24 protein-coding genes and 1 pseudogene are annotated in these 26306 nt (G+C 74.4%); 15 read left to right on the forward strand and 10 right to left on the reverse strand.

Annotated elements, in window-relative coordinates:
• Positions 1-6 precede the first annotated feature (6 nt).
• The 4 genes from AFB00_RS06510 to amaB are packed head-to-tail and all read left to right on the forward strand — an operon-like array spanning position 7 to position 7011.
• Positions 7-1836, forward strand: a complete 1830-nt coding sequence (locus AFB00_RS06510) for a non-ribosomal peptide synthetase (protein ID WP_156819414.1) — start codon at positions 7-9, stop codon at positions 1834-1836.
• On the forward strand, positions 1833-3959 hold the full coding sequence (locus AFB00_RS06515; RefSeq protein ID WP_068796484.1) for an MMPL family transporter: 2127 nt from the start codon (positions 1833-1835) through the stop codon (positions 3957-3959). Before AFB00_RS06510 ends, AFB00_RS06515 begins: the two co-directional genes overlap by 4 nt.
• Positions 3956-5470 (forward strand): serine hydrolase domain-containing protein, encoded by a 1515-nt coding sequence (locus AFB00_RS06520; RefSeq protein WP_068796485.1) that lies wholly within the window; start codon positions 3956-3958, stop codon positions 5468-5470. Before AFB00_RS06515 ends, AFB00_RS06520 begins: the two co-directional genes overlap by 4 nt.
• A complete protein-coding gene (amaB, locus tag AFB00_RS06525; protein WP_068796486.1) occupies positions 5467-7011 on the forward strand; it encodes an L-piperidine-6-carboxylate dehydrogenase in 1545 nt (514 codons plus the stop codon). Before AFB00_RS06520 ends, amaB begins: the two co-directional genes overlap by 4 nt.
• A gap of 34 nt (positions 7012-7045) precedes the next feature.
• Here amaB and AFB00_RS06530 read toward each other — a convergent pair whose 3' ends face one another.
• The 6 genes from AFB00_RS06530 to AFB00_RS06555 all read right to left on the reverse strand — a co-directional run bounded on the left by AFB00_RS06530 (position 7046) and on the right by AFB00_RS06555 (position 12091).
• Positions 7046-7471, reverse strand: a complete 426-nt coding sequence (locus AFB00_RS06530) for a TA system VapC family ribonuclease toxin (RefSeq protein WP_068796487.1) — start codon at positions 7469-7471, stop codon at positions 7046-7048.
• A complete protein-coding gene (locus AFB00_RS06535; RefSeq protein WP_068796488.1) occupies positions 7468-7698 on the reverse strand; it encodes a hypothetical protein in 231 nt (76 codons plus the stop codon). The genes AFB00_RS06530 and AFB00_RS06535 overlap by 4 nt, the downstream gene beginning before the upstream one ends.
• Before the next feature lie 108 nt (positions 7699-7806).
• Positions 7807-8490 carry a hypothetical protein gene (locus AFB00_RS06540; RefSeq protein WP_068796489.1) on the reverse strand — a complete coding sequence of 228 codons (684 nt, stop codon included), beginning with the start codon at positions 8488-8490 and terminating at the stop codon, positions 7807-7809.
• 337 nt (positions 8491-8827) lie between these two features.
• On the reverse strand, positions 8828-9901 hold the full coding sequence (gene ychF, locus AFB00_RS06545; protein ID WP_068796490.1) for a redox-regulated ATPase YchF: 1074 nt from the start codon (positions 9899-9901) through the stop codon (positions 8828-8830).
• 25 nt (positions 9902-9926) lie between these two features.
• Positions 9927-10595 carry a response regulator transcription factor gene (locus tag AFB00_RS06550; protein WP_068796491.1) on the reverse strand — a complete coding sequence of 223 codons (669 nt, stop codon included), beginning with the start codon at positions 10593-10595 and terminating at the stop codon, positions 9927-9929.
• Positions 10592-12091: a sensor histidine kinase gene (locus tag AFB00_RS06555; protein WP_231974253.1), complete on the reverse strand. Its 1500-nt coding sequence runs from the start codon at positions 12089-12091 to the stop codon at positions 10592-10594. Before AFB00_RS06555 ends, AFB00_RS06550 begins: the two co-directional genes overlap by 4 nt.
• Before the next feature lie 194 nt (positions 12092-12285).
• Between AFB00_RS06555 and AFB00_RS06560 the strand changes: the two genes are divergently transcribed.
• The 3 genes and pseudogenes from AFB00_RS06560 to AFB00_RS06565 all read left to right on the forward strand — a co-directional run bounded on the left by AFB00_RS06560 (position 12286) and on the right by AFB00_RS06565 (position 14868).
• On the forward strand, positions 12286-12789 hold the full coding sequence (locus AFB00_RS06560; protein WP_156819415.1) for a hypothetical protein: 504 nt from the start codon (positions 12286-12288) through the stop codon (positions 12787-12789).
• A gap of 72 nt (positions 12790-12861) precedes the next feature.
• Positions 12862-14320, forward strand: a pseudogene (locus AFB00_RS31480) (AlkA N-terminal domain-containing protein); the annotation flags it as partial.
• 29 nt (positions 14321-14349) lie between these two features.
• Positions 14350-14868 (forward strand): methylated-DNA--[protein]-cysteine S-methyltransferase, encoded by a 519-nt coding sequence (locus tag AFB00_RS06565; RefSeq protein ID WP_068796493.1) that lies wholly within the window; start codon positions 14350-14352, stop codon positions 14866-14868.
• A gap of 78 nt (positions 14869-14946) precedes the next feature.
• Here AFB00_RS06565 and AFB00_RS06570 read toward each other — a convergent pair whose 3' ends face one another.
• A complete protein-coding gene (locus AFB00_RS06570) occupies positions 14947-15459 on the reverse strand; it encodes a hypothetical protein (RefSeq protein WP_068796494.1) in 513 nt (170 codons plus the stop codon).
• 161 nt (positions 15460-15620) lie between these two features.
• Entirely contained in the window at positions 15621-16142 is a 522-nt protein-coding gene (locus AFB00_RS06575; RefSeq protein WP_083275319.1) for a hypothetical protein, read from the reverse strand.
• Positions 16143-16382: 240 nt separating this feature from the next.
• Here AFB00_RS06575 and AFB00_RS06580 point away from each other — a divergent pair, with 240 nt between their 5' ends.
• The 3 genes from AFB00_RS06580 (at position 16383) to AFB00_RS06590 (ending at position 19641) form a co-directional block, all read left to right on the forward strand.
• Positions 16383-17993 (forward strand): DNA recombination protein RmuC, encoded by a 1611-nt coding sequence (locus AFB00_RS06580; RefSeq protein WP_231974254.1) that lies wholly within the window; start codon positions 16383-16385, stop codon positions 17991-17993.
• A gap of 4 nt (positions 17994-17997) precedes the next feature.
• Entirely contained in the window at positions 17998-18873 is an 876-nt protein-coding gene (locus tag AFB00_RS06585; protein WP_156819416.1) for a DUF6542 domain-containing protein, read from the forward strand.
• A gap of 207 nt (positions 18874-19080) precedes the next feature.
• Positions 19081-19641, forward strand: a complete 561-nt coding sequence (locus AFB00_RS06590) for a L,D-transpeptidase (protein WP_068796497.1) — start codon at positions 19081-19083, stop codon at positions 19639-19641.
• Between the two features lie 66 nt (positions 19642-19707).
• On the opposite strand, the gene AFB00_RS06595 is transcribed toward AFB00_RS06590, so the two are convergent.
• Positions 19708-20670 carry a 4-hydroxy-3-methylbut-2-enyl diphosphate reductase gene (locus tag AFB00_RS06595; RefSeq protein WP_068796498.1) on the reverse strand — a complete coding sequence of 321 codons (963 nt, stop codon included), beginning with the start codon at positions 20668-20670 and terminating at the stop codon, positions 19708-19710.
• 132 nt (positions 20671-20802) lie between these two features.
• On the opposite strand from AFB00_RS06595, the gene AFB00_RS06600 reads away from it, so the two are divergent.
• Genes AFB00_RS06600 through AFB00_RS06610 form a run of 3 tightly spaced genes read left to right on the forward strand, consistent with a single transcriptional unit; the run spans position 20803 to position 22960 of the window.
• Positions 20803-21381, forward strand: coding sequence for a lipid droplet-associated protein (locus AFB00_RS06600; RefSeq protein ID WP_068796499.1), 579 nt, complete (start codon positions 20803-20805; stop codon positions 21379-21381).
• On the forward strand, positions 21378-22736 hold the full coding sequence (xseA, locus tag AFB00_RS06605; protein ID WP_231974255.1) for an exodeoxyribonuclease VII large subunit: 1359 nt from the start codon (positions 21378-21380) through the stop codon (positions 22734-22736). Before AFB00_RS06600 ends, xseA begins: the two co-directional genes overlap by 4 nt.
• Complete coding sequence (locus tag AFB00_RS06610; RefSeq protein WP_068796500.1) at positions 22733-22960, forward strand: exodeoxyribonuclease VII small subunit; 228 nt, start codon at positions 22733-22735, stop codon at positions 22958-22960. The genes xseA and AFB00_RS06610 overlap by 4 nt, the downstream gene beginning before the upstream one ends.
• A gap of 23 nt (positions 22961-22983) precedes the next feature.
• On the opposite strand, the gene AFB00_RS06615 is transcribed toward AFB00_RS06610, so the two are convergent.
• Positions 22984-23655, reverse strand: a complete 672-nt coding sequence (locus AFB00_RS06615) for a DUF4245 domain-containing protein (RefSeq protein WP_197519770.1) — start codon at positions 23653-23655, stop codon at positions 22984-22986.
• 171 nt (positions 23656-23826) lie between these two features.
• Here AFB00_RS06615 and glpX point away from each other — a divergent pair, with 171 nt between their 5' ends.
• Positions 23827-24813: a class II fructose-bisphosphatase gene (gene glpX, locus AFB00_RS06620; RefSeq protein ID WP_231974407.1), complete on the forward strand. Its 987-nt coding sequence runs from the start codon at positions 23827-23829 to the stop codon at positions 24811-24813.
• A 57-nt stretch (positions 24814-24870) separates the two neighbouring features.
• Positions 24871-26271: a class II fumarate hydratase gene (locus AFB00_RS06625; RefSeq protein WP_068796502.1), complete on the forward strand. Its 1401-nt coding sequence runs from the start codon at positions 24871-24873 to the stop codon at positions 26269-26271.
• The last annotated feature ends 35 nt before the right edge of the window (positions 26272-26306 follow it).

Consider the following 26306-nt stretch of genomic DNA (forward strand, 5'->3'; position numbering starts at 1 on the left):
CACCCCGTGCCCGTCCGGGAACGGGCCCACGCGCCACGCACGCTCGACGGGATGCTGCTGGAGGGGCTCGCCGCGCGCTTCGGCGACCGCACGGTGCAGCACTGTGCCGACGGTGACCTCGACGTGGCGACGCTGACGCACCGGAGCGGGACCGTCGCCGAACGGCTGCGAGCCTGCGGGGTGGGTCGCGGCACCACCGTCGCGGTGAAGGGCAGGCGCGACGGGTGGCTGCTGCCGGTGCTGCTCGGGGTCCTGCGCACGGGCGGCGCCTACGCGGTGATCCCGTTCAACACACCGGACCCGGTCGAGCGCCGGATGCTCGACGTCCTGCGTCCCGCGGCGGCGGTCGCCTGGCGGGTGGACCCGCCGGCCGCGACGGCGGGCCGGGCCGGACAGGCGGTCGCCGAGGGTGTGGACGTCCCCGTGGTCACCGCGCTCGACGGAGCCGCCCCCGCGGCCGGCGGGCCGCGGCACGAGCTGGATCCCGCCTACGTGCTGGCGACGTCGGGCACCTCGGGCACCCCGAAGTTCGTCGTGGTCGGTCACCGGGCCGTGGCGGCCTTCCTCGACGCCGCACCCGCCGTGATCGACCTCGCCCCGCGGGACGTGGTGGCCGCCCGGTCGTCGGCGGCGTTCGACCTGTCGGTGTGGGAGATCTACGCCGCGCTGCTGGCCGGGGCGAGCTCGGTGCTGATCCCGGAGGACGTCGCCGCGGACCCCGCACGGCTGCACGACCGGCTGCGCGGGTCACGGGCCACGGTCCTGTCGACGACCCCGTCCGCCGCGTACCAGCTCGCCGCGCACGACGCGTCGGTCGGCGGCGGGCTGCACCTGAGGCGCCTCCTCGTCGGCGGTGAGGCCGCCGACGGCCGGCGGCTCGCCGACGCCATGGCCGCGCCGTCGCTGGCCGGATGCCGGCTGGACAACTGGTACGGGCCCACCGAGGCGACGGTCTCCTGCACCGGCGGCCCGCTGGACGAGGCGGACCTGCGGCGCCCCGACGTGTCCATCGGCCCGGCGCTGCCCGGGGTCACCGTCGAGATCTCCGGGACCGGTGAGCTGTACGTCGGTGGCGACCAGCTCGCGCACGGCTATCTCGGCGACGCCCGCGCGACCGCGGCGGCGTTCGTCCCGGACCCGGACGGCGACGGGCGGCGGTCCTACCGCACCGGCGACCTCGTCGAGGTCGACGACCGGGGCCGGCTGACCTGTCTCGGACGGACCGACAGCCAGGTGCAGCTGCGCGGGTACCGGCTGGAGCTGGGCGAGGTCGAACGCGCGGTGCTCGCCGACCGGCGGGTCCGGTGGTGCCATGCGGCGCTGTCCGGTACCGATTCCGATGTGCTGATCGCCTACTTCGCGACCCGTGGCGACGAGCCCGTGGACCGGAGTGCCGTGTGGGTCGAGCTGTACGGGCGGCTGCCCCGGCACGCCGTACCGGCTGCCCTCGTCCAGCTCACCGAGGTCCCGGTCTCGGAGGGCGAGAAGCTCGACACGGCACGGCTACCGGCCCCCAGGACCTCGGACTTCGCGACCGACGGGGCGGAGACGGTGGCCCCCCGGACCGGGACCGAGACCCGGATGCACGGGCTCTGGCGCCGCCTGCTCGGCCTGGACGACATCGGCATCGACCATCACTTCTTCGCGCTGGGCGGCCACTCCCTGCTGGCCGCCCGGCTCATCAACGGCATCTCCCGGGAGTTCGGCGTCCGGCCGGCGCTGCACGAGGTCATGGACCGGCTGACCGTCCGTCGGCTCTCGGAGTGGGTGGACCAACGCCTCGACGGCACGAGCCCGTCGGTGACGGGCGCGAACAGGACTGGAGGAACGACATGACCGCTGTCCTGGACGCCATGGCAGCCGTCGCCCGGTGGAGCTATCGACATCGCCTCACCGTGATCGCGGCGTGGCTGGTGGCGCTGGTGCTCTCGGCGACGGTGTATCTCGTCGGCGGGGTCAACGGGATGGATCCCGCACAGGGATTCGTCCGGGAGTCCGGCGCGGCCGAGCAGATCGAGACCACGACCGACTTCGCCGGGTCCCGGACCGAGAGCGTGCTGGTCGACGCAGGCTCGGGTGAACGGTCGGCCCAGGTCGCGCAGAGCCTGGCCGGTGCGCTCGGCGGAGCGCCGTCGGTCGAGCGCGTCGAGGAGACGTTGACCGCGGAGTCCGGCGGTTCCCGGGTCGTGCAGGTGTTGCTGACCGAGCAGCAGGCCTCCCCCGCCGAGCGGGTGCAGGGGATGCAGGCGGTCATGGCCGAGGTCGCCGCGGCGAACCCCGGGACCGGGATCTCGGCGACCGGCCCGATCTCCGTGCAGGCCGACGTGACCACCTCCTACGGTGAGCGGCTGCTGCTCCTGGAGATCCTCAGCCTGCCGATCACCGCGGTCGTGCTGTTCATCGTGTTCGCCGGGGTCGTGGCGGCCGCGGTCCCGCTGATGACCGGCCTCATGGTCGTCATCCTGGCGTTCCTGTGGAGCGGGCCGACGTCGTACGCGGTCGCGGCCGAGGCCAACCAGCCCAGCGTGATCCTGCTGATGGGACTCGCGCTGGGGGTGGACTACTCGCTGTTCTTCGTGCGCCGGACCCGTGAGGAGTTCGACCGCACCGGCGACGTGGAGGCGGCCTCGCTGACCGCCGTGTCGGCGACCGTGCGGTCGGTGGTGGTCGCCGGTGTGGTCACGGCCGTCTCGGTCGCGGCGGTGTTCCTGACCGAGTCGCCGATCTTCCACTCGCTGGCCCTCGGCATCATCCTCGTGGTCGTCGCCGCGCTGCTCGCGTCGGTCACGCTGCTGCCCGCGCTGCTGCGGATCGGCGGGAAGCGGATCGTGAAGCAGCTGTTCGGCAAGCGGCCGGGCGCGGGGCACGACGGGTTCTGGGCCCGGTCGACGCGGACCGTCGTGCAGCGCCCGCTGCCGGCGTTCCTCGTCGGTCTCGTCGTGCTCGGCGCGCTGGCCGCCCCGGTCTCGGTCATGCGGATGCAGCTGCCGGGGACCGACAGCATGCCCCGGACGTTCGACACGCTGATCACGCTGGACCGGATCGCCGCCGACTACCCCCTGTACGGCGTCAGCCACACCGCGGTCGTCGCGCTGGACGGGGACCAGGGCGCCGGCGTCGCGGCCCTGCAGCGCATCGCCGCCGACGCCGCCCGGTCCCCCGGTTTCGACGACCAGGTCAGGGACGTGGAGATCTCGGCGGACGGCTCGGTCGCCCGGGTCGAGATCGGCACCGAGGCACCCTCGATCGACTCCGACGAGGCCGTCGGCAGCCTGACCGAGCTGCGGGACCGGATCGTTCCGGCCGTCCCGGGCGGGGACCGGGTCCTGGTCGCCGGCGAGACCGCCGTGAGCGCCGACATCTCCGCGGCCATGTCGGGGGATCTGTGGGTGGTCCTGGGGATCGTCGTGGTGGTGTCGTTCCTGCTGATGTTCGTGGCCTTCGCCAGCGCACCGCTCGCCGTCCTGTCGGTGGTGCTCAACCTGCTGTCGGTGCTCGCCTCCTACGGCGTCCTCGTCCTGCTGTTCCAGTTCGGCTGGGGCAGCCCGCTGTTCGGCGAGGCGTTCGTCGGTCCGGTGGTGACGCTGCTACCGGTGATGATCCTGGCGATCCTGTTCGGACTCTCCATGGACTACCACGTGTTCATCCTGACCCGGGTGCGGGAGGCACTCGTCGACGGAGCCGGGATCGCCGACGCGATCCGGCACGGCGTCGTCCGTTCCGCACCGCCGGTGAGCGCGGCGGCGGCGGTCATGGTGGTCATCTTCGCGTTGTTCACGTTGCTGCCGACGCCGGAGATGAAGCAGCTGGGAGTGGGCCTCGCCGTCGCGATCGCGCTGGACGCCACGCTGGTCCGCGGGGTGTTGCTCCCCGCGGGCCTGCGGCTGCTCGGCGAACGGGGCTGGCCCCGGCTGCGGGCCGAGGACCCGCAGGCCGGGAGCGAGCGCGTCCTGCGATGAGCCGTGGCCGTCGCGGGACGTGGCACCGGGTCCGGCACCGCCCGGCGGGCACGGCGGCCCGCCGGGCACTCGCCGCGCTGCTCGCGGTCGTGCTGACCGCCGGGATCGGCGCGATCGGAGCGGTCGCCGGCGCGCAACCCCCCGAGGGGCTGCAGGCGACCGTCGACGACCTGGCACGCACGGTGGACGCACCGGGTGCGGCGATCAGCGTGATCGGCCCGGGCGGGACGACGCAGACCGCGGTCACCGGCGTCGACGGCCGGGGCGCCGCCGTCACCGCCGACACGCCGTTCGTGTGGGGTTCGGTCTCCAAGTCGACGGCCGCCGCGGTCACCGGGGACCTCGTCCGGCGCGGCGCGCTGGCCTGGGACACGACCGTGCAGGAACTGGTGCCCGGCTCGGCGGGGCTGCTGGGCGGACAGCCGGTGACGGTGACCGATCTCGTCCATCACACCAGCGGGCTGCCGCACGACGTCAGCCGCACCGACGAGTGGGGCCGGACGGCACCGGCGACCGAGGTCGTCGGATCGCTGGAACGGCCCGGCGACGCCACCGCACCGGGCCCCTTCCAGTACGCGAGCTTCAACTACCTCGTGCTGCAGGCGGTCGTCGAGACCGTCACCGAGCGGCCCTACGCGGAGACCCTCCGCAGCGAGGTGCTGGACCCCGCGGACGCCGGGTCGGCGATCACCGGTCCGGGCGAGTTCGATCGGCGCGTTCCGCCCGGGTTCGTGCCCTTCTTCGGCGACGCCCGGCCCATCGCGCTCCGCCTCGACGGTGCCGGGCTCGGCTACGGCTACCTGGCCGGCTCGATCTCCGACCTCGGCGGCCACGCCAGGGGGCTGTTGACCGAGCTCACCGCACGGGCCCCGGCCACCGTGCGCACCGACCAGGGCAAGGAGTACGGCCCGGGGTTGTACCGGGAGGAGTTCGGCGACCAGGTGGTCTGGTGGCACTCCGGTGCGGTACCGGGCTACTACACGTTCCTCGGGCTCGTCCCGGGAACCGGCAGCGCCGTCGTCGCCCTGGTCAACCGCTACGGCGAGCTGGAGGCGGACGTACTGGCCCAGGCCGGGCGCGGGCTCCTCGCCGACGTGCTCGACCGGCCGGATCCCGGATGGTTCCCGGCCGGCAGCCGCTCGACCGGGTACCTCGTGCTCGGGGCCCTGCTGACGCTGGTGTTCGGACTCGTCGCCGCCGTGACGCTGGCGGTGCTGAGGCTCGCCGGCGGGCCGCGGGCGCGCGGCCTGCCCGGGACGTGCGTCCGCATCGGCACGAGCACCGTGCTCGGTGGCGGAGTGCTGGTCGCCGGGCTGGCCGGCCTGCCCGCGCTGGTGGGCATCGGCCTGCCCGTCATGTGGCGGTGGGCGCCGGACGCCGCCCTGCTGTTCTGGATGGTGGTCGCCGAGATCTTCCTGCTCACCGCCCTGGTCGTCGCCGGGGACGTCCTCGGCTACCGGGCCGGTCGCGGAGCCGCACCGTCCACCACGACGTCGGAGGAGACGACATGAGTAGCCCGACCATCACCACGACCGACGATCTGGCCGCCCGGGCCGCAGCCGCGCTGGACGCCTGCGGAGTGGATGCGGCACTGCGGACGACGCCGGGGGGCGGGCACGCCGTGCGCACCCCGATCACCGGCGGCGCGATCGCGACGGTCGACGCCACCCGGCTGCCCGCACCCGGCCCGGCCGTCACCCACGCGGCCGAGGTGTTCGCGACCTGGCGCGCGACGCCCGCGCCGGTTCGCGGCCGGCTCGTCAAGCGGCTCGGTGAACTGCTGAACACCCATCGTGCCGATCTCGGTGCGCTGGTGACCCTGGAGGCCGGGAAGATCCCGTCGGAGTCCGACGGCGAGGTCCAGGAGATGATCGACGTCTGTGACCTCGCCGTCGGCCTCTCCCGGCAGCTGCACGGCCGCACGATGGCGTCCGAGCGACCCGGGCACCGGCTCAGCGAGACCTGGCAGCCGCTCGGCCCGGTCGCCGTGATCACCGCGTTCAACTTCCCGGTCGCGGTGTGGGCGTGGAACACCGCGCTCGCCCTCGTCTGCGGCGACCCGGTCGTCTGGAAGCCGTCCGAGCGCACCCCGCTGACCGCACTCGCGTCCTGTGCCCTGCTCGCGCGCGCCGCGGACGACGTCGGTGCGCCGGCGGGTCTGGTCCAGGTCGTCCTCGGCGGTGCGGAGACCGGCCGAGCGCTGGTGGACGACGTGCGCATCCCCCTGGTCAGCGCCACCGGGTCGACCGCGATGGGGCGGCTCGTCGCCCCGCGGGTCGCGGCCCGTTTCGGGCGCACGATCCTCGAGCTGGGCGGTAACAACGCGGCGGTCGTCACCCCGTCCGCCGATCTCGACCTGGCGGTCGAGGCCGCGACCTTCGCCGCGGCCGGCACCGCGGGCCAGCGGTGCACGACGCTGCGCCGGCTGATCGTGCACGAGGACGTGGCCGACGCGGTCGTCGACGGCATCGCCGCACGCTTCGCCCAGCTGCCGATCGGGGACCCGTTCGCCCAGGGCACCCTGGTCGGGCCGCTGATCGACGGGACGAGCGAGGAGCGGGTGCACGACGCGATCGCGCGGAGCCTGGCCGACGGCGGCACGCTCGTGAGCGGCGGGACCCGGCGGCTGCAGGACGCCGCCCCCGACGCGCACTACCTGGAGCCGGCGCTCGTGACCATGCCGGCCCAGACCGCGGTCGTCCGCGAGGAGACCTTCGGACCGCTGCTCACCGTGCTCCGCTACCGCGATCTCGACGAGGCGATCGCGCTGCACAACGACGTACCCCAGGGGCTGTCCTCGGGGATCTTCACCCGCGACCAGGCCGAGGCGGAGCGGTTCCTGTCCGCCGAGGGGGCCGACTGCGGCATCGTCAACGTGAACGCGGGGACCTCCGGCGCCGAGATCGGCGGGGCCTTCGGTGGGGAGAAGGAGACCGGCGGCGGCCGGGAGTGCGGGTCCGACGCGTGGAAGGGCTACATGCGGCGGATGACGTCGACGGTCAACTACTCCGGCCGGGTCGCGCTCGCGCAGGACGTGGAGTTCGGTGGCTGAGTTCCGCCCCCCGGGGGAAAGCCGCCGGACGACGTCAGCTCCGCTGTGGTGGCACGGGCCGGGAGCACGGCACGAGCACGGTCAGCTCGGGCACCTCCCGCGCCAGTCCTTCGTCGAGCGTGGCCAGCAGCGAGCCGGGGCGGCTACCCGCCAGACTCGCGAGGTAGGCGTCGGTCACCTGCCGGTGCCCACGGACGTGGTCGAGGCCGGCGTCGACGTAGGACAGCGAGTCGGGCCAGAACTCGCACCCCGGGAGCGCACGGACCGCCCGCAGCACGGCCGTCGCGACCGACGGGGGTTCACCGGTCCGGACCAGGAATCGGACCAGTGCACCCTCGACCACAGGGCACACCGCGAAGCGCTCGATCCCCGACGCCCACGACGAGGCACGGTCATGGTGTTCGTGTTCGGCGACGGTGAGCGCGATCAGCACGTTCGCGTCGAGGAGGTAGGTCGTCACTCCTCGTCCAGCACTGTCGCAACGTCCTTCGCCGAGACCCGGCGCCCCACGCTGACCACGGGGAAGCCCGATCGCTCGTCGACACCGATCGTCGCCGGTTCACCGAGCTGGATCAGACCCCGCGCTGCGAGCTCCGCGACCACGGCCGAGAGCGACAGACCACGGCGCTGCGCGATCTCCTTGGCCTGCCGGTGCACGGCCGGGGGCAGGTCGACGGTGGTACGCACACCGGCATCATAGCTGCATCACCCATGATGCAGGCATTGCGAGCCGGGGGTCGACGCTACGCCCGTCGACTCGTCGACCATGTCGGCCTGCCCGGGGACCATCCGCACCTACCGCGGGCGGTGCCGTCCCTGCGCGTCCCATGCCCGCTCGGCCTCGACGAGCTCACGCATGGTCGTACCATGATCGGGGACCGGCCGGCCTGTGCGCTCGTACTCGGCGAACTGCTGCGCGAACTGGTCGATGATGACGAGGCGCTCGGCCTGAGCCGACTCGTTGCGAGCCTTGTCGGCGGCGCGAGTCGGAGGAATCCGGTTCCACTCGTCGATCAGGCCGACGAACGTCGGGTCGGCCCGGCACAACATCGTGACGTGATGCTGCAGCTGAGCACGCCTGGCTTCCTCGTCCTGCAGCCTCGCCGCCTCGGCCGCCTGTTCCTCGGCCCTCTGCTGGGCCGCGACACGTTCCGTCTGGCGCTTCCGCAGGAGCCGGCCGACGACCATCAGCGCCCAGAGGATCAGGACCCCCCAGGCTCCGGCGATCGACCCGGCGATGACCGTGCCGAGGATCGCCGCGAACAGCTTCCACATCGTCACGGCACTCTGCTGGGCCTGAGCCGCCTTCACCGCCTGTGCCTCGGCCATCGCCGCGTCCTCGGCCTCCCGCTCCTGCGCCGAGAGACCCTGCCGCCGAGTCCGCTCCAGCCGCTCCGCGAGTTCGGTCTGTCTCCTCAGCTCCCGCTCCGAAGCCTCCGCGGCGTAGCGGGTCCGAGCGATGTTGGCTCGCTTCCCCATCTCAGCACCACACCCGGCGGTCGGTGCAGCGGCCGGGGAGAACGTCGGAGGAGAGGCCACGTAGGGGGCGGCTCGACTGGAGGTGGCGCGATGCGGTGGTCACACCCTCCGTCTCGCGTCCGATGTGCGTTCGGTTTCATCCGTGCCCGCCCGCTCATCAAGACTGGGTACGAGGGCCGGATCCGACCACCTGGTACGACCACCCCGGCCCGGGCGAGCTGCGGTCACCGACAGGCGTTCGCCGGATGACCACGCGGAGCGGCCCACGCCGCGCTGCTGACGAACCGGTGACGAGTGCCCCGGAGCCGTAACGCGCCGGGCAGGGGAACGGGACCGATCAGACGTTGAAGCGGAACTCGACCACGTCCCCGTCCTGCATGACGTAGTCCTTTCCCTCCATCCGCACCTTCCCGGCCGCCTTGGCCGCGTTCATCGTCCCGGCGGCGACGAGGTCATCGTAGGACACGATCTCGGCCTTGATGAAGCCCCGCTCGAAGTCGGTGTGGATGACCCCGGCCGCCTGCGGCGCGCTCGCGCCCTGCGGGATCGTCCAGGCCCGGGACTCCTTCGGGCCCGCGGTGAGGTAGGTCTGCAGGCCGAGGGTGGTGAACCCGGCGCGGGCGAGCTGGGACAGGCCCGGCTCGTCCTGGCCGATCGACTCCAGCAGCTCCGCGGCGGACTCGTCGTCCAGCTCCAGCAGTTCGCTCTCGACCTTCGCGTCCAGGAACACGGCCTGCGCCGGGGCGACCAGGTTGGTCAGCTCCTTGCGGCGGGCGTCGTCACCCAGGACTCCCTCGTCGGCGTTGAACACGTAGAGGAACGGCTTGGTCGTGAGCAGGGTCAGCTCGCGCAGCAGGGTGGTGTCCGCACCGGCCTGGAACAGGGTCCGGCCGTCGTTGAGGATCCCCATCGCGGCCTGGGCGGCGTCGAGCACCGGGCGCCGGTCCTTCTGGGTGCGGGCCTCCTTCTCCAGCCGCGGGAGCGCCTTCTCCAGCGTCTGCAGGTCGGCCAGCACCAGCTCGGTGGCGATCGTCTCGATGTCGCCCCCGGCGTCGATCCGGCCGTCGACGTGGATGACGTCCGGGTCGTCGAACACCCGCACGACCTGGCAGATCGCGTCCGACTCGCGGATGTTGGCGAGGAACTTGTTGCCCAGGCCGGCGCCCTCGGACGCGCCCTTGACGATGCCGGCGATGTCGACGAACGACACCGTCGCCGGCAGGATCTTGTCCGAGGAGAAGATCTCCGCCAGCTTGTCCAGCCGGGGGTCCGGCAGCGGCACGACGCCGACGTTCGGCTCGATCGTCGCGAACGGGTAGTTCGCCGCGAGCACGTCGTTGCGGGTCAGCGCGTTGAACAGGGTCGACTTGCCGACGTTGGGCAGCCCGACGATGCCGAGGGTGAGGGACACGGGCGACCACGGTAGTCGCCGCCGGTCAGCCGGGTTCGAGCCGGTAGCCCGCCCCGCGGACGGTGGCGATCCGGTCCGGCCCGAGCTTGCGGCGCAGGTACCGGACGTAGACGTCGACGACGTTCGACGACGACCCCGCGTCCGGCCCCCAGACCAGCCGCAGCAGCTGCTCCCGGGACAGCACCTGCCCCGGGTGCCGCAGGAACGTCTCGGCCAGCGCGAACTCCCGCGCCGACAGCTCCACGGTGCGCCCGTCGAGGGTCACGTGCCGGGTGCGGGGATCGAGTTCGAGACCCCGGTGGGCCAGCAGCTCCGGCGACGGCGACGGGCGCGCGCGGTCCAGCCGGAGCCGGACCCTGGCGAGCAGCTCCTCGAACTGGAACGGCTTGGCCATGTAGTCGTCGGCGCCGCCGGTCAGCCCGGCGACCGTGTCGTGCACGCTGTCCCGCGCGGTCAGGATGATCACCGGGATGGTGCTGCCGGAGGCACGGAGCCTGCGGAGCACGTCGAACCCGTCCATGCCGGGCAGCCCGATGTCGAGCACGAGCAGGTCGAAGCCGCCGGTCAGCGCGTGGTCGCGGACCCCTGGCCCGTCCGGGACGACGGTCACGTGGAACCCGGCACCGCTCAGCCCCTTCTTGACGAACGAGGCGATCCGCGGTTCGTCCTCGGCGACCAGGATCCGGTCGGTCACGTCTCGCTCCTCGGCAGTTCCAGGGTGAACGTCGCGCCCCGGCCGGGCGTGCTGTCGAGCAGCACCCGGCCGCCGTGCGTGGTCGCGATGGCCTCGACGATCGACAGGCCCAGCCCCGCGCCGTCGGACCGGGGGGCGTTCGCACCCCTGGCGAAGCGGCGGAACACCCGGTGCCGGTCCTCCGGTGCGACGCCGGGCCCGTCGTCGGAGACCCAGATCCGCAACCGGCCGGCCACCGCGGCCGAGCCGAGCGCGATCCGGTCGCCGGTGCCGGTGAAGCGGGTCGCGTTGTCCGCCAGCGCGACGACGGCCTGGGTGATGCGGTGCGGGTCCATCCGGACCCGGACGTCGGCGACCGCCTGCAGCTGCCAGTCCCGGTCGCCGAGGCCGGTCAGCTTGTCGAACAGGTCCCTGGTCAGCCCGGCGACGTCGACCGTCTCCGGGCGCAGCAGTGACGGCTGCTCGGCGCGGGTCAGCGCGAGCATCTCCGAGACCAGCCGGTTCATCCGTTCCAGCTCGTCGTCGACCAGGGCGACGGTGTCGGTGACGTCCTCGGGGTCCGCCGGGTCGACGACGCCGAGATGCCCGCGCACGATCGTGATCGGGGTCCGCAGCTCGTGCCCGGCGTCGTCGACGAACCGGCGCTGGGCCTGCACGCCCGACTGCACGCGGTCGAGCATCGCGTTCAGCGTCCCGGCCAGCTCGGCGATCTCGTCCCGGGCCGGGGCCCGGTGCGGGACCCGCCGGGACATGTCGGTTCCGGTGATCGTCCGGGCGATGGTCGCGACGTCGCGCAGCGGACGCAGGATCCGGCCCGCGACCAGCCACGCCCCGACCGCGCTGAGCAACGCCGTGCCGAGCCCCACCAGCATCATCAGCCGCAGGGCCTCGTGCGCGAACTCGTGCTCCTGCTCGGTGAAGTAGCCGATCATGATGACGCCGGTGTCCGGGTCACCCGCCATCCCGACCGGCAGCGCCGACCAGCGGACCTCACCGGCGTCACTGAGGTAGGACCCGGTCGTCGGACGCCGGACGTCGGCGACCAGCGCCTGGAACTCCGGATCCTCGCGCAGCAGTACCCGCGGGCTCGTCCGGCGGGTCTCCCAGCGGAACTCGCCGTTGAGGTAGCCGATGAACTTCTCGTTGGGCCGCGCGACGTTCGCCGCGATCACCGACCGCAGGATCTCGTCGACCGAGCCGTACGGCCGCCCCGTCGTCGGGTTGATCCCGCTCACGCTCACCCGGGCGAACTCCGCGGTCTCCGAGCCCAGCGCCTCGTCGATCCGGCGGTCCGTCTCGTTGATCAGCAGCACCCAGGTCACGATCGTGACCACGCTCAGCGACGCGAGCACGAGCAGCAGGACCCAGCCGACGATCCTGGTGCGCACCCGGGTCGCCCGGCCGGCCCGGCGCCCACCGGGACCGGTCTCGACGGCATCCGTCGCGATGATCGCCTCCTCGTTCGTTCCGGCGCCGTCCATGATCCCGTACGCCACCCCGTCACATTGGCGACACTCTAGTGCGAATAACTACGGAACGTCGCCGTCGTTGGGCCGAGAGGCGTACGGGACACTGCGCCGCATACCTGGCCGTGACCCACCGTTCGCCGGATCGGCCGGAACATCGTCCTCCGGGGGCCCGACGCCCCCGGTGGGGTGACAACCGCGGCCGTCGAGAACGAGGGGGATTCATGCGCCTGCCGGGAATGCACGCCGTGCTGACCGTGGGGGTGGCCGTGCTCGCGACCGCCGGGACGGTCTCCGCCGTGTCGCTGACGGCCACCGGCGAGCAGGCACCCGCGCTGGTCCCCGCACCGGCCACCTCCACGCCGCCGCCCGCCGCGGTCCCGCCGCCACCGCTCCCGGCCCCGGCACCCGTCGCGAGCGTCGACCCGGAGCCGGGCGGCGCGGCGGGATCCGGTGCCACGGGGTCGTCCGGGTCCGCCGGCACCGGCTCCTCCGGCGGCACCGCCCCGGAAGCGGTGGACGAGGCGCCGGTCGAGGCGCCGGCCCCGGCGCCCGTCGAGCCGCCGGCCCCCGCCCCGGCCCCGGACGACGACTCCGACAACGACCCCGACGGCGAGGGCGGCATGCCGCCGCGCGGCGCCCCGGACAGCCCGGAGGAGCGCCAGGAGCAGATCGACTTCGCCTGCGAGAACGGCTGGATCTCCGGGGACGCCTGCAGCAACGGCTGACGCACGCGACCGCCGAGACCCGCGACCGATTCCCGCGAGTCAGCGGTCGCGGGCGGTGGCAGAGTCGGTGTCGTGCTACTCGACCACGACACCTGCTACCGCGCCGTCGCCGCCAAGGACGCGCGGTTCGACGGCCAGTTCGTCACGGCGGTGCGCACCACCGGCATCTACTGCCGGCCGTCCTGCCCGGTGCCCCCGCCCCGGGCCCGCAACGTCGAGTTCCTGCGCACCGCGGCGGCCGCCCAGTCGGCCGGCTACCGCGCCTGCCGGCGCTGCCTGCCCGACGCCGTCCCCGGGTCCCCGGAGTGGAACCTGCGGGCCGACGCGGCCGGGCGCGCGATGCGGCTGATCTCCGACGGCGTCGTCGAGCGGGAGGGTGTTCCGGGCCTCGCCGCCCGGCTGGGCTACTCACCGCGTCAGCTGGGCCGGATCCTCACCGCCGAGCTCGGCGCCGGTCCGCTGGCCCTCGCCAGGGCCCAGCGCGCGCACCGCACGCGTCCTGGTGGAGACGACGCCGCTGGGGCTCGCCGACGTCGCGTTCGCCGCCGGGTTCGGCAGCGTGCGGCAGTTCAACGACACGGTCCGGTCGGTGTACGGGGTGCCGCCGTCGCGGCTGCGCACCGAGGCGACCCGCCGGCGCGGGTACTCCCCCGGCACCCCCGGCGCGATCACCCTGCGGCTGCCGTACCGGACGCCGTTCGACCCGCGGGGGCTGCTGGACCATCTCGCGGCCCGCGCGATCGACCGGGTGGAGCTCGTCGACGGCGGGACCTACCGGCGCACGCTGCTGCTGCCGCACGGGCCGGCGTCGGTCGTCCTGGACCTGACGGCGCGGCCGGGGGCGGTGCTGGCGACGCTGCGCACGACCGATCCGCGCGACGTCGGACCGGCGGTGTCCCGGCTGCGCCGGCTGCTCGACCTCGACGCCGACCCGCAGGCCGTCGACGCCGCGCTGGCCGCCGACCCGGTCCTCGCCCCGCTCGTCGCGGCGACGCCCGGGGTCCGGCTGGCCGGGTCGGCCGATCCGGTGGAGACCGCCGTCCGCACGGTGCTCGGCCAGCAGGTCTCGGTGGCCGCGGCCCGCACGGCGGCGTCCCGGCTGGCCGCCGAGCACGGGACCGTGCTGCCCCCGGCGCTGCGCGGCGACCGGGAGGACGCCCCCGACCTGCTCTTCCCCACCGCGGACGTGCTCGCCGGGGTGCACCCGCCCGGTCCGGCCCGGCGGGCGGAGTCGCTGCGCGCGCTGTGCGCCGCGCTCGCGTCCGGCGCGGTCGTGCTGGACCCGGGGCGCGATCCCGGCGCACTGCGCTCGGAGCTGCAGGCGCTGCCCGGGATCGGGCCGTGGAGCGCCGGCTACCTGGCCATGCGGGTCCTCGGCGACCCCGACGAACTGCTGGAGTCCGATCTCGCCGTCCGCCGCGGGACCGCGGCGCTCGGCCTGCCCGACACCCCGGACGCCCTCGCGGGGCGCGGCCGGGCCTGGGCCCCGTGGCGGTCCTACGTCGCCACCCGTCTCTGGCGGGCCGCGACGCCCGCCGCACCCGTCACCGGGAGGAACACATGGGCACCGCCACCGCCGTCCGGGGCACCAGGGACACCCCTGCCGGACCGTTCACCGCCGTCGTCGACGCCGAGGGGTACGTACTCGCCTCCGGCTGGACCGCCTCGGCCGAGGACCTGCTGCCGCTGATCCACGAGTCGCTGGCCCCCACCGAGGTGGTGGACGGCGATCTCGGCCCGGTCGGCGAGGCGATCGACCGCTACCACGCCGGCGACCTGTCCGCGATCGACGCGGTGCGGGTCCGGCAGCGGTCCGGGGAGTACCGCGAGCACGCCTGGGACGTGCTCCGCACCGTCCCGGCCGGCGCCCCGGTCACCTACACCGGCTACGCGGAGAAGACCGGCCGTCCGGCGGCCGTGCGGGCCGCGGCCGGGGCGTGCGCGCACAACGCCGCGGCCCTGTTCGTCCCGTGCCACCGGGTGCTGCGCACCGACGGCTCGCTCGGTGGCTTCCGCTGGGGCCTGCCGGTCAAGCGCTGGCTGCTCGACCACGAGTCGGCCGACCTGCGGCTGTCCTGAACGGCCCGGACACGCCGACGGTGGCGCACCGTGCCCGTCGCACGGCGCGCCACCGTCGGGTGGGCGGTCAGGCGGGTGTCACCGCGACGCGTAGACCGCGGTCACCGACATGTTCTCGCCGACGGCGAAGTCACCGGTCGCCACGAAACGGCCGGGGATCTGCTCGAGCGTGCTGGACGCGGTGAACTCGACCGTGTCCGCCGCGACCAGCGGCTCGGCGGACTGCTCGACCCGGACGTCGAACGCGACCGGCGAGCCGGGCCCGAACTCGACCGGGCTCGCGGAGCCGTCGGCCGGACCGGCGTAGGGCACCTCGACCGGAACGCCCTGGTGCGAGGCCGTGACCGGGTGCGGCCAGCCGTTCAGCGCGCACGGCGCGGTGCCGGGCGCCGCGGTCATCCGGAACGTGTAGCTGGTGTACTCCCCGGGCGAGACACCCGGGGTGACGGTCGTGCGGACGTTCTCCGGCGCGCACGCGGTCGGTGCCGGCGGCGGGCCGGCCGGGGTGGCCGCGTTCGCGACGCCGAGCGGCGCGAGGGCCACCGTGGCGGCCGCGGCGAGCGTGACGACGGTACGGGTGATCGTGCGCATGCGTGATTCCCCTCGATGGTCCGGACGACTGTCCGGCCGGCCGTGCCCGGGCGGTGTCCCCCCGCCCCGGTCGTGGCCGGATGTGGTGCGGGCTCCCGGACGGGGCCCGCGCCGCGCCGCGGTCGGCGCGGCGGTTCGGTGCGCCGTGACGGCGCAGCGGGTCACCGCTCGGTGAACGGCCCGACCCGGGTGCCGGCGTCGACCTCGATCGGGCCGTGCGCGACGTAGTCACCGGAGCTCTCACCCAGCGGTGAGTGCAGGGCGAACGCGGTCTCGTTCGCCTGGGCCGGGCCGGCCGACGTCGGGACCTGGACGTCGAACCGCACGGGGTGCGCCGGGCCGAACACGACCGGGCGGGTCTGGTCGCCGTAGGGCTGCACGTCGATCGCCCGGGGTGCGCCGTTCAGGCTGAACACCAGGTCCGACGGCGATCCCTGGACGGTGCAGTCGGCGGTCCCGGGCGCCGCGCTGAGCACGACGGAGTAGTGCCGGTGCCCGGAGCTGGCCGGTGCCGGCTCCACGACGGCGTTCACGTGCACCGGGTTGCAGGCGCTCGGCGCCCCGTCGTCCACCGGGTCGGCGTGCGCCACGCCGGCCGGGATCAGGACGGCCGCGGTGGCGGCGACGGCCGCGGCGGTGGTCGCGGTGAGGCGGCCCATGGTGCGGGCGAGTCGGGTGTTCACGATGTGTACCTCTCTCGATCCTCGCGATGGCGGCTCCGGGATTCCCGGAACGCGCTGTCACGAGATGAGACGGGCGTACCACGAAACGGTTCGCCCGGCGTGTCCTTCGACTCGCCGGGGCAACCCCGTGGGCCCGCCGACCGTCCCCGACGACGTCGCCCGGCAAACATCGTCCGGCGAACACGCCCACGACCTGCCGATTCACCGGTTCTGTCAGGGGTGGGGTGCACGCTGCGTGACGTGGATGCCCTCAGCCTGCTCGCCGGGACCCTGCTCGGTGCCGTGATCGCCGCCGCCGTCACCTGGCTGATCGCCGTCGCCCGGTTCCGGGCCGAGTCCGCGGAGGCGGCCAGGTCCGCCGCCAACACGGCCGCGACCGGCCGGGCCGATGCCGCGGGCCTGCGCGCCGAGCGCACCGGCCTGCTGGAACGGATCGAGGAGCTCCACGAGTCCCTGGAGGACGCCACGGCCAGGGCCCGGCGCGCCGAGTCCGACGCCGCGGGGGCCGCTGCGGCGCTGAACGCGGAGCGGGAGGCACGCACGGCGGCCGAGTCCGGGCTGCGGGACTCCTTCGCCGCGCTCTCGCAGGACGCGCTGGCCCGCAACAACGAGGCGTTCGTCGCGCTGGCCGAGCGCCGGTTGAAGGAGGCGACCGCCGAGCTGTCGGCGAAGGCCCAGGGCGACGAGACGGCCCGGGCCAGGGCCGTCGAGCAGCTGCTCGACCCGCTGGCGACGGCACTGGGCCGGATGGAGGGCCAGCTGCGCACGGTGGAGAAGGAGCGCGAGTCGGCCTACGCCGGGTTGCGTGAGCAGGTGCGGGCGATGGCCGCGAACTCCGAGAAGCTGGGCTCCGAGACGAAGGCGCTGGTCAACGCACTGCGCGCGCCGCAGGTCCGCGGCCGCTGGGGCGAGATGCAGCTGCAGCGGGTCGCGGAGATGGCCGGGATGGTGGAGCACTGCGACTTCTCCACCCAGGTGTCCGCGGAGGGTGAGGAGGGCGGGGTCCGGCCGGACATGCTGGTGCGCCTCGCCGGGGGCAAGCAGGTCGTGGTCGACGCCAAGGTCCCGTTTGCGGCCTACCTGGAGGCGGTCGAGACCACCGATCCGGACGTGCACGCCACGAAGCTGGAGGCGCACGCCCGGCAGCTGCGGGCGCACGTCGACCAGCTGTCGGCGAAGGCGTACTGGGAGGCGTTCGAGCCGACACCGGAGTTCGTCGTGCTGTTCGTCCCCGGCGATCCGTTCCTGGAGGCGGCACTGAAGGCCGATCCGGGCCTGCTGGAGCACGCGTTCGGCCGCAACGTCGTGCTGGCCACCCCCACCACGCTGGTCGCGCTGCTGCGCACGGTCGCCTACGGCTGGCGGCAGGAGGCACTGGCCCGCAACGCCGCGCAGGTGCACCGGCTCGGCCGGGAGCTGCACGGCAGGCTCGCGACCATGGGCACCCACGTCGCCCGGCTCGGGCGCAGCCTGGACTCGGTGGTCGAGAGCTACAACCGCACGGTGTCCTCACTGGAGGCGCGGGTGCTCGTGACCGCCCGCAAGTTCACCGAGCTGCAGGTCACCGACACCGAGCTCGACGCACTGTCCACGGTCGACCGGACCCCGCGCGGGGTGTCCGCGCCGGAGCTGGTGGCCTCGGCCGGCGAGGCGCTGGTGTCGCTGGAGGACCTCGGGCGCGGTGGCGAGCAGGCGGACCGGTCGCCACGGTCGTGGGCGGTCCGGACCGACGGCGGGCGGGGCGAGCACGAGTGGGCACCGTCGCCGGTCGCGGCTGACGTCCCGCCCGGCGACGGCGGCCGCACGCCGGTCGACGGGCCCGGATCGGCCCGGCGCGAGGAGTTAGGCTGACCGGGTGACGACCCGCACGAGCTCGGCCCGGCGGCCCGGCGGCGGGTCCTCCGCGAAGCCCACCCGTCCCGCGCGGGGCGGCTGGCCGGTCCGCGAGCGGTCGGTGATCCGGCCGGTGCTGGGCATCCCCCCGGTGGCCGCGATCGGTCTCGCCGTCGGCACCACCGCGCTGGGGGTCGCCGTCGACCTGCTCCGGATCGGCACCGTCGGCGTGATCTTCGAGATCGGCTACCTGGTCGGGTGCCTGGTCGCGGTGTGCTGGGTGCGGCGGCGCGGAATCTTCCTGCCGGCCGTGCAGCCGCCACTGCTGCTCGCCGTGGTGGTGCCGCTGCTGGCGCTGCTCGTCGGGGCACCGTCCGGCGGGGGCACGGCGCAGAGCGTCCTCATGGCGGGGGCACCGCTCATCAACGCCTTCCCGGCGATGGCCGTGACCACGGGCGCCGTGCTGCTCGTCGCCGCGCTGCGGTTGTGGCGCCAGCGTCTCGGCCCCGGGGACGCCATGGGGCGGCTCCGGGTCCGGCTGGGCCGTGATCCCGGCGGCCACGAGCCGGACGGCCCGCGCCGGGGCAGCCGGGGATCCACCGCGCGTCCCACCGGCACGGAGTCGTCCCGCGGGCGTGGCCCGGAGCCGGCCGGAGGGCGCACCGGAGCCTCCGGGGCGCGCACCGGCGGTCCGGAGCCGCGGCGCGGTGCCCGGGGTCCGGATGCTCCCGGCCGGAGCCGGTCCGGGCGTGCCGGGGACGGCTCCGAGCGTTCCGGTGGGGCGAGCCGTTCCGGCGGGCTGCCGCCGGGGGTGCGGGGTCCCGCCGAGCCCCGCGGCGGGCGCGCCGGGTCGTCGCCGCGGGATCCGTCGTCGCGGTCGCGGCGCCGTTCCCCGTGAGCGGCGCGGAACCGGGTCCGCACCCGGTACGGCCCCGCCGAGGCGGGCGGCGTCGTGCCTGGTGAGCGGTCCGGAGTACCCCGGTCACTCCGAACGGGCGATCGCATCGCAGAATCAAGGCAACCCCGGTCCCACCCGCGCGTCCTAGGAACCGAGGGCGGATGCGTTCTCGACGCTCCCCGACGCCTGCCGCACGACTGGAGATCGATGTCCACCACCCGCACGACCCGTTCCCCGCGGCCCGCGGTCCTCGTCGCACTCGTGACCGCGGCGGTCGCCCTGCTCGGCGTCGGAACGGCTCTCGCCGCGACCCCGACCCCGGCCGCGCAGTCCTTCCAGGAGCAGGCGCTGGTCCCGGGCACCCCGTGCACCGTGACCGCCCGGGCCTGCGTCGACCTCGACTCCAAGCAGACCTGGCTGTTCGACGCCGGCAAGATCGTCAACGGCCCGGTCCCGGTCGCGACCGGTGGTCCCGGCAAGGAGACCCCGATCGGCCACTCCCTGCGGGTGTACCGCAAGGAGGAGCTGCACCGCAGCAACGAGTACACCGCCACCAACGGTGAGCCCGCCCCGATGCCCTGGTCGGTCTTCTTCCAGGACGGCGGGATCGCCTTCCACGAGGGGCGCACCGACACCCCGTCTGCCGGTTGCGTCCGGCTGACCAAGGACAACGCCATGGCGTGGTTCAACTACCTGCAGATCGGCGACCAGGTCCAGGTCGTCTCGGCCAAGCAGGTCACCGAGGCCCGGAACGCGCCCCCGGCCTGATCCCGACGCTCACGACAGCGCCCCCGGACCGATCGGTCCGGGGGCGCTCGTGCGTGGTGGCCCGGGTCAGCGGGTGGCCGGCTGGCGCGGCGGGCGCAGCTCCCGGGGCAGCGAGAACACCAGCGTCTCCTCCGCCGTGTCGACCTCCTCGACGGAGCCGAAGCCGCGCTCCGCGAGATGGTCGACGACGCCGCGCACCAGCACCTCGGGCACGGACGCACCGCTGGTGACGCCGACCGTCTGCACGCCGTCGAGCCAGGACTCGTCGATCTCCTTGGCGTAGTCGATCAGGTACGAGGCACCGGCACCCGCGCCGAGCGCGACCTCGACGAGGCGCACCGAGTTCGACGAGTTGCGCGACCCGACGACGAGGACCAGGTCGCAGCGCGGGGCCATCGTCTTCACCGCGACCTGGCGGTTCTGGGTGGCGTAGCAGATGTCGTCCGACGGCGGGTTCTGCAGCTTGGGGAACTTCTCCCGCAGCGCGCGCACGGTCTCCATCGTCTCGTCCACGCTCAGCGTGGTCTGGGACAGCCACACGACCCGTTCCGGGTCCCGGACCGTGACCTTGTCGACGTCGGCGGCGGACTCGACGAGCTGGATGTGCTCGGGCGCCTCGCCCGAGGTGCCCTCGACCTCCTCGTGCCCGGCGTGGCCGACGAGCAGGATGTCGTAGTCCTCGCGGGCGAACCGCTTGGCCTCCTGGTGCACCTTGGTCACCAGGGGGCAGGTCGCGTCGATCGTCTTCAGGTCGCGCCCCTTCGCCTCCGCGCGCACCGCGGGCGAGACACCGTGCGCGGAGAACACCACGTGCGCACCCTCGGGGACCTCGGAGGCCTCCTCGACGAAGATCGCACCGCGGTCGCGCAGCGTCTCCACGACGTGCTTGTTGTGCACGATCTCCTTGCGGACGTAGACGGGGGCGCCGTACTGGTCGAGCGCCTGCTCCACCGCCTCGACGGCGCGGTCGACGCCCGCGCAGTAACCGCGCGGCTTGGCGAGCAGGACCTGCTTCGCAGAAGCGGACATGCCCCCAGCCTACGGACCACACCGGGCACGGGCAGCCGTACGTGACCGGCCCGACCGGGACGACGCGCTGCCCCACACGGGCAGATCGTCCTCCCCGCGACACGTGGACCGGGCTGCGGGACACTGGGCTGCATGTCGCCACTGCCGTTCCCCGTGCGGATCGCCGCCGGCCTCGTCGTGACGGCCGTGGAGCAGGCCCGCGAACTGCCCCGGCACGCCGTCGAGCTGCCGGTGACCGCGGTCAGCCAGGCCCTGCAGGTGTCGATGCGCCTGCAGCAGACGGTCACCGAGCTGGCCATCAAGGGCGACCGGGCCCTCGGCGCGCTCCGACCCGGGGACGACGTGCCGAGCTGGGCGACGTTCGACGACGATCTCACCGAGCCCGCGCTGCCCGACCCGGAACCGGTCGCCGCCCCCGCATCGCGCAACGGCGCCGTGTCGCCGCTGCGACCGGCGCGCTCCGGGATCCCGATCGACCGGTCCGCCCGCCCGGCGCCGGCGGCACCGGACCGTGGCCCGGCGGCGCCGGGCGGCCCGCACGCCGTCCCGGAGTACCCGGGGCTGAGCATCCCCCAGCTCCGCGGGAAGCTGCGCACGCTCGGGATCGACGACCTGTCCGATCTGCTTGCCTGGGAGACCTCGCACGAGAACCGGCCGCCGTACGTGACGATGCTGACGAACCGGATCGCGACGCTGTCCCGGGAGAAGTGAGCACCCCGGCCGCCCCCGACGGCGCCGCGGGCCGGGCCAACACGGCGGAGAGCCCGTGGCCGGTGCGGACCGTTGCCCGCAAGATCGGCGAGTGGGTCGAACGCCTCGGGACGGTGTGGGTCGAGGGCCAGCTGGCGCAGGTCAACGCCCGGTCCGGGACCGCGTTCCTCACCCTGCGCGATCCGGCCGCCGACGTGTCGCTGCAGCTCACCGCCCCGTCCGCGCTGGTCCGCGACGCCGGCGACGCGGTGACCGAGGGCAGCCGGGTGATCGTGCACGGCAAGCCGTCGTTCTACCTGGGCCGGGGCACCCTGAGCCTGCGCGTGGACCGGATCCGCGCCGTCGGCCTCGGGGAGCTGCTGGCCCGGATCGAGCGTCTGCCTCGCCTGCTCGCCGCCGAGGGGCTCTTCGATCCCGCCCTGAAACGGCGGCCGCCGCTGCTCCCGCACACGATCGGCCTCGTCACCGGCCGGGACTCGGCCGCCGAGCACGACGTCGTCACGAACGCCACCGCCCGCTGGCCGGCCGTCCGGTTCCGGATCGAGAACGTCGCGGTGCAGGGCACGCAGGCCGTCGAGCAGGTCGTCGGTGCCCTGCGGGCCCTGGACCGCGACCCCGACGTGCAGGTCGTCGTCCTCGCCCGCGGCGGCGGCAGCGTGGAGGACCTGCTCCCGTTCTCCGACGAGACGCTGTGCCGGGCGGTGGCCGCGTGCCGGACCCCGGTCGTGTCCGCGATCGGCCACGAGCCCGACACCCCGCTGGTCGACCACGTCGCCGACGTCCGCTGCTCCACCCCGACCGCGGCCGGGCGCAGCCTGGTGCCCGACCTCGCCGAGGAGACGGCGCGCATCGCCGGGCTGCGCGACCGGGCCCGGCGCGCCCTGCACGGCTGGGTCGACCGGGAGCAGCGCCGGCTGTCGGACCTGCGGCACCGGCCGGTGCTGGCGGATCCGCTGCTGCTCGTCGCCGCCCGGGAACGGGAGGTCGCCGACGCCCGGTCGGCGGCGCACCGGGCGGTGCTGCGCCGGCTGGACCGGTCGACCTCCGAGCTGGAGCACCTGACGGCCCGGCTCACCGCGCTGGGACCGACCGCGACGCTGGCCCGCGGGTACGCGATCGTGCAGCTCTCCGGGACCGGTGACGACGTCCCGCCGCTGCTGCGGTCCGCGGCCGACGCCCCGACCGGCACCACGCTGCGGATCCGGGTCGCCGACGGGGCCGTCGCCGCGACGGTCACCGCCACCGACGGCACGGGAGCCGCGGGAGCCACCGACGACGCCGACGGCACCCACGACACCGGGCCCGCCGCACCCGATCGCGGCCCGACCACGCCCACCGCGGAGGAGACCGGATGACCGAACGACCCGCCGTCGAGACCCTGGACTACGAACGGGCCCGCGACGAGCTCGTGGAGGTGGTCCGGGCGCTGGAGGTCGGGGGCCTCGGGCTGGACGAGTCGGTCGCGCTGTGGGAGCGGGGCGAGGCACTGGCCCGCCGGTGCGACGACCAGCTGGCCGGTGCGCGTACCCGGATCGAGGACCGGCTCGCCGAGGCCGGATCGGAGTCCGGCGACGACTGACCGCGGGGTCAGCGGCTACGCGCTCAGCCGCCGGCGGGCACGACCCGGGCCGTGGCCAGCGCGTCGGCCAGGGTGCGGAAGTCCTGCTCCGGGGCGGACCCGGTCACCATCGCCCGCACCTGCGGCGCACCGGGCAGGGTCGCGATCCGGAACGGCTCGCCGCCGTCGGACTCGTAGACCTCCCAGGTCAGACCACCGGCGTCGATCGTGCCCCGGCGCAGCGGCGGGCCCTCGCCGCGCCCGCCCGAGCCGGACTCGGTCGCCAGGATCGCCTCGGCCGTCGCGTCGGTCTGGACCAGGCTCAGGTAGTCCGCCCCCGGGGTCACGTACCCGATCCGGACGGCGGTGCCGCCACCCTCGACCGGGCCGCGGTCCGTGGAGTTCGCCCGGAAACCCGGCTCGGGCACCCGCAGGGCGAACGCGGAGCCGCGGGCGAACTCGGTGAGCCGGGCCCCGGCGTCGACCGTCGGCCCGGACTGCGGGTCCTCGACCGGGCCGGTCGGCGCGAACGAGCACGAGCCGCCGACGGTGAACAGGAGCAGGGCGACCGGGATGAGGATGAGGACGGCGCCGATCAGGTCCCGGACCGACGTCTCGCCGCGCTCCGGCTTGCGCAGCGCCCGCGGCCCCACCCGGGGTGCGGGACGGGGAGACGGGTCGCCCTTGGCGGGGCCGGGATCCGATGGCGCGCTCACCCGCACATGGTCCCCCAGGCATGGCGTCGGTCGCTCGTCACACCTCTTCGACGCTCTCACGTGCGAGGATCGGACCGGCCCCGCTGTACGCCCCGTGAATTGGAGTCGTCCGTGACCCACCCCACCCAGTCGCCCAGCCGTCGCCGTGAGGCTCCCGACCGCAACCTGGCGATGGAGCTGGTCCGGGTCACCGAGGCCGCCGCGATGGCGGCCGGCCGCTGGGTCGGCAAGGGCGACAAGAACGGCGGCGACGGGGCGGCCGTCGACGCCATGCGCCAGCTGATCTCGTCGGTGTCGATGCGCGGCGTGGTCGTCATCGGCGAGGGCGAGAAGGACGAGGCGCCGATGCTGTTCAACGGTGAGGAGGTCGGGAACGGCGAGGGCCCGTTCTGCGACGTCGCCGTCGACCCAATCGACGGCACCACGCTGATGAGCAAGGGCATGCCGAACGCGCTGGCGGTGCTCGCGGTCGCCGAGCGGGGCGCCATGTTCGACCCGTCGGCCGTCTTCTACATGGAGAAGATCGCGGTCGGCCCGGAGGCCGCGGACGCCATCGACATCACGGCCCCGGTCGCGGAGAACGTCCGCCGGGTGGCGCGGGCCAAGGAGATCGACGTCGCGGACGTCACGGTCTGCGTGCTCGACCGCCCCCGGCACGACCAGATCGTGGCCGAGATCCGGGAGGCCGGAGCCCGCATCTCCTTCATCTCCGACGGCGACGTGGCCGGCGCGATCGCCGCCGCCCGTCCCAGCTCCGGCGTCGACATGCTCTACGGCGTCGGCGGCACCCCGGAGGGGATCATCACCGCGGCCGCGCTCAAGTGCATGGGCGGCGAGATCCAGGGCCGGCTCTGGCCGAAGGACGACGAGGAGCGGGCCGGCGCGATCGACGCCGGCCACGACCTCGACACCGTCCTCACCACCGCGGAGCTGGTCCGCGGCGAGAACGTGTTCTTCTGCGCCACCGGCATCACCGACGGCTCGCTGCTGCGCGGCGTGCACTACCGCGGCGGCGGCGCCACGACCCAGTCCATCGTGATGCGCTCGAAGTCCGGCACCGTCCGGCTGATCGACGGCTACCACCGGCTCACCAAGCTCCGCGAGTTCTCCTCGGTCGACTTCGACGGTGTCGAGGGCGAGGCTCCCCCGCTGCCGTGATGAGGTGAGCCTCACCTAACGCAGCACGGGGCGCCGGGGTGGAGTAGACCTGCGCGTATGAGCGCCGACTACCGCATCGAGCACGACACCATGGGTGAGGTCCGGGTCCCCGCCGACGCGCTGTGGCGCGCCCAGACCCAGCGGGCCGTGGAGAACTTCCCGATCTCCGGCCGGGGCCTGGAGCGCGCCCAGATCCGCGCGCTCGGCCTGGTCAAGGCGGCCGCCGCCCGGGTGAACGGCGAGCTGGGCGTGCTGGACGCCGACCGGGCCGCCGCCGTCGCGGCCGCCGCCGACGAGGTGGCCGCCGGTGCGCACGACGAGCACTTCCCGGTCGACGTCTTCCAGACCGGTTCGGGCACCTCCTCGAACATGAACGCCAACGAGGTCATCGCCTCGCTGGCCGCGGCGGCCGGGGTGGAGGTCCACCCGAACGACCACGTCAACGCGTCGCAGTCGTCGAACGACGTCTTCCCGACCACCATCCACCTGGCCGCCACCGAGGCACTGGCCACCGAGGTCGTCCCGGCGCTGGAGCACCTGGAGGCCGCACTGCGGCGGCGCGCCGCGGAGTGGTCGGAGGTCGTGAAGGCCGGCCGCACCCACCTGATGGACGCGGTGCCGATCACCCTGGGCCAGGAGGCCGGCGGCTGGGCCAGCCAGGCCGGCTACGGCGCGGACCGGGTGCGGGACGCGCTGCCCCGGCTGGCCGTGCTGCCGATCGGCGGGACGGCCGTCGGGACCGGGCTGAACGCGCCGGACGGGTTCGGCGGCGCCGTCGTCGCGAAGCTGCGCGAGGCCACCGGGCTCGAGCAGCTGGCCGAGGCGACCGACCACATCGAGGCGCAGGGCTCCCGGGACGGCCTGGTCGAGGCCTCCGGCGCGCTCCGCACCGTCGCGGTGAGCCTCTACAAGATCGCGAACGACCTGCGCTGGCTGTCCTCCGGCCCGCGCACCGGGCTCGCCGAGATCCACCTGCCGGACCTGCAGCCGGGCAGCTCGATCATGCCGGGCAAGGTCAACCCGGTGATCTGCGAGGCCACGATGATGGTCTGCGCGCAGGTCATGGGCAACGACGCATGCGTCGGGTTCTCCGGCAGCCAGGGCAACCTGGAGCTGAACGTGATGATGCCGGTGATGGCGCGCAACGTGCTGGAGTCCGCGCGGCTGCTCGCGAACACCTCCCGGTTGCTGGCGGACAAGGTCGTCGACGGCATGGAGGCCGACCTGGAGCGCACCCGCGAGTACGCCGAGTCCTCGCCCTCGATCGTCACCCCGCTGAACTCGGCGATCGGGTACGAGGAGGCGGCCTCGATCGCGAAGCAGGCGCTGAAGGAGCGGCGGACGATCCGCGAGGTCGTGATCGAGCGCGGGCACGTCGCGAACGGGACGCTCACCGAGGAGCAGCTGGACCGGGCGCTGGACGTGCTGGCGATGACCCGCGGCGAGAAGCGCTCGTAGCGGTCGGTCACCGTCCGGGCGCGGCCGGTCAGTCC

The organism is Pseudonocardia sp. HH130630-07 (assembly GCF_001698125.1).
GTDB lineage: Bacteria > Actinomycetota > Actinomycetes > Mycobacteriales > Pseudonocardiaceae > Pseudonocardia.

Excerpts from the sequence above, each read along its gene's own strand:
- AFB00_RS06570 (WP_068796494.1), bottom strand. The coding sequence starts at position 15,459 with ATGCGCACGATCACCCGTACCGTCGTCACGCTCGCCGCGGCCGCCACG.
- AFB00_RS06565 (WP_068796493.1), top strand. The coding sequence starts at position 14,350 with ATGGGCACCGCCACCGCCGTCCGGGGCACCAGGGACACCCCTGCCGGA.
- AFB00_RS06590 (WP_068796497.1), top strand. The coding sequence starts at position 19,081 with ATGTCCACCACCCGCACGACCCGTTCCCCGCGGCCCGCGGTCCTCGTC.
- AFB00_RS06625 (WP_068796502.1), top strand. The coding sequence starts at position 24,871 with ATGAGCGCCGACTACCGCATCGAGCACGACACCATGGGTGAGGTCCGG.
- AFB00_RS06610 (WP_068796500.1), top strand. The coding sequence starts at position 22,733 with ATGACCGAACGACCCGCCGTCGAGACCCTGGACTACGAACGGGCCCGC.
- AFB00_RS06600 (WP_068796499.1), top strand. The coding sequence starts at position 20,803 with ATGTCGCCACTGCCGTTCCCCGTGCGGATCGCCGCCGGCCTCGTCGTG.
- amaB (WP_068796486.1), top strand. The coding sequence starts at position 5,467 with ATGAGTAGCCCGACCATCACCACGACCGACGATCTGGCCGCCCGGGCC.
- glpX (WP_231974407.1), top strand. The coding sequence starts at position 23,827 with ATGGAGCTGGTCCGGGTCACCGAGGCCGCCGCGATGGCGGCCGGCCGC.
- AFB00_RS06560 (WP_156819415.1), top strand. The coding sequence starts at position 12,286 with ATGCGCCTGCCGGGAATGCACGCCGTGCTGACCGTGGGGGTGGCCGTG.
- AFB00_RS06540 (WP_068796489.1), bottom strand. The coding sequence starts at position 8,490 with ATGGGGAAGCGAGCCAACATCGCTCGGACCCGCTACGCCGCGGAGGCT.
- AFB00_RS06520 (WP_068796485.1), top strand. The coding sequence starts at position 3,956 with ATGAGCCGTGGCCGTCGCGGGACGTGGCACCGGGTCCGGCACCGCCCG.
- AFB00_RS06595 (WP_068796498.1), bottom strand. The coding sequence starts at position 20,670 with ATGTCCGCTTCTGCGAAGCAGGTCCTGCTCGCCAAGCCGCGCGGTTAC.
- AFB00_RS06515 (WP_068796484.1), top strand. The coding sequence starts at position 1,833 with ATGACCGCTGTCCTGGACGCCATGGCAGCCGTCGCCCGGTGGAGCTAT.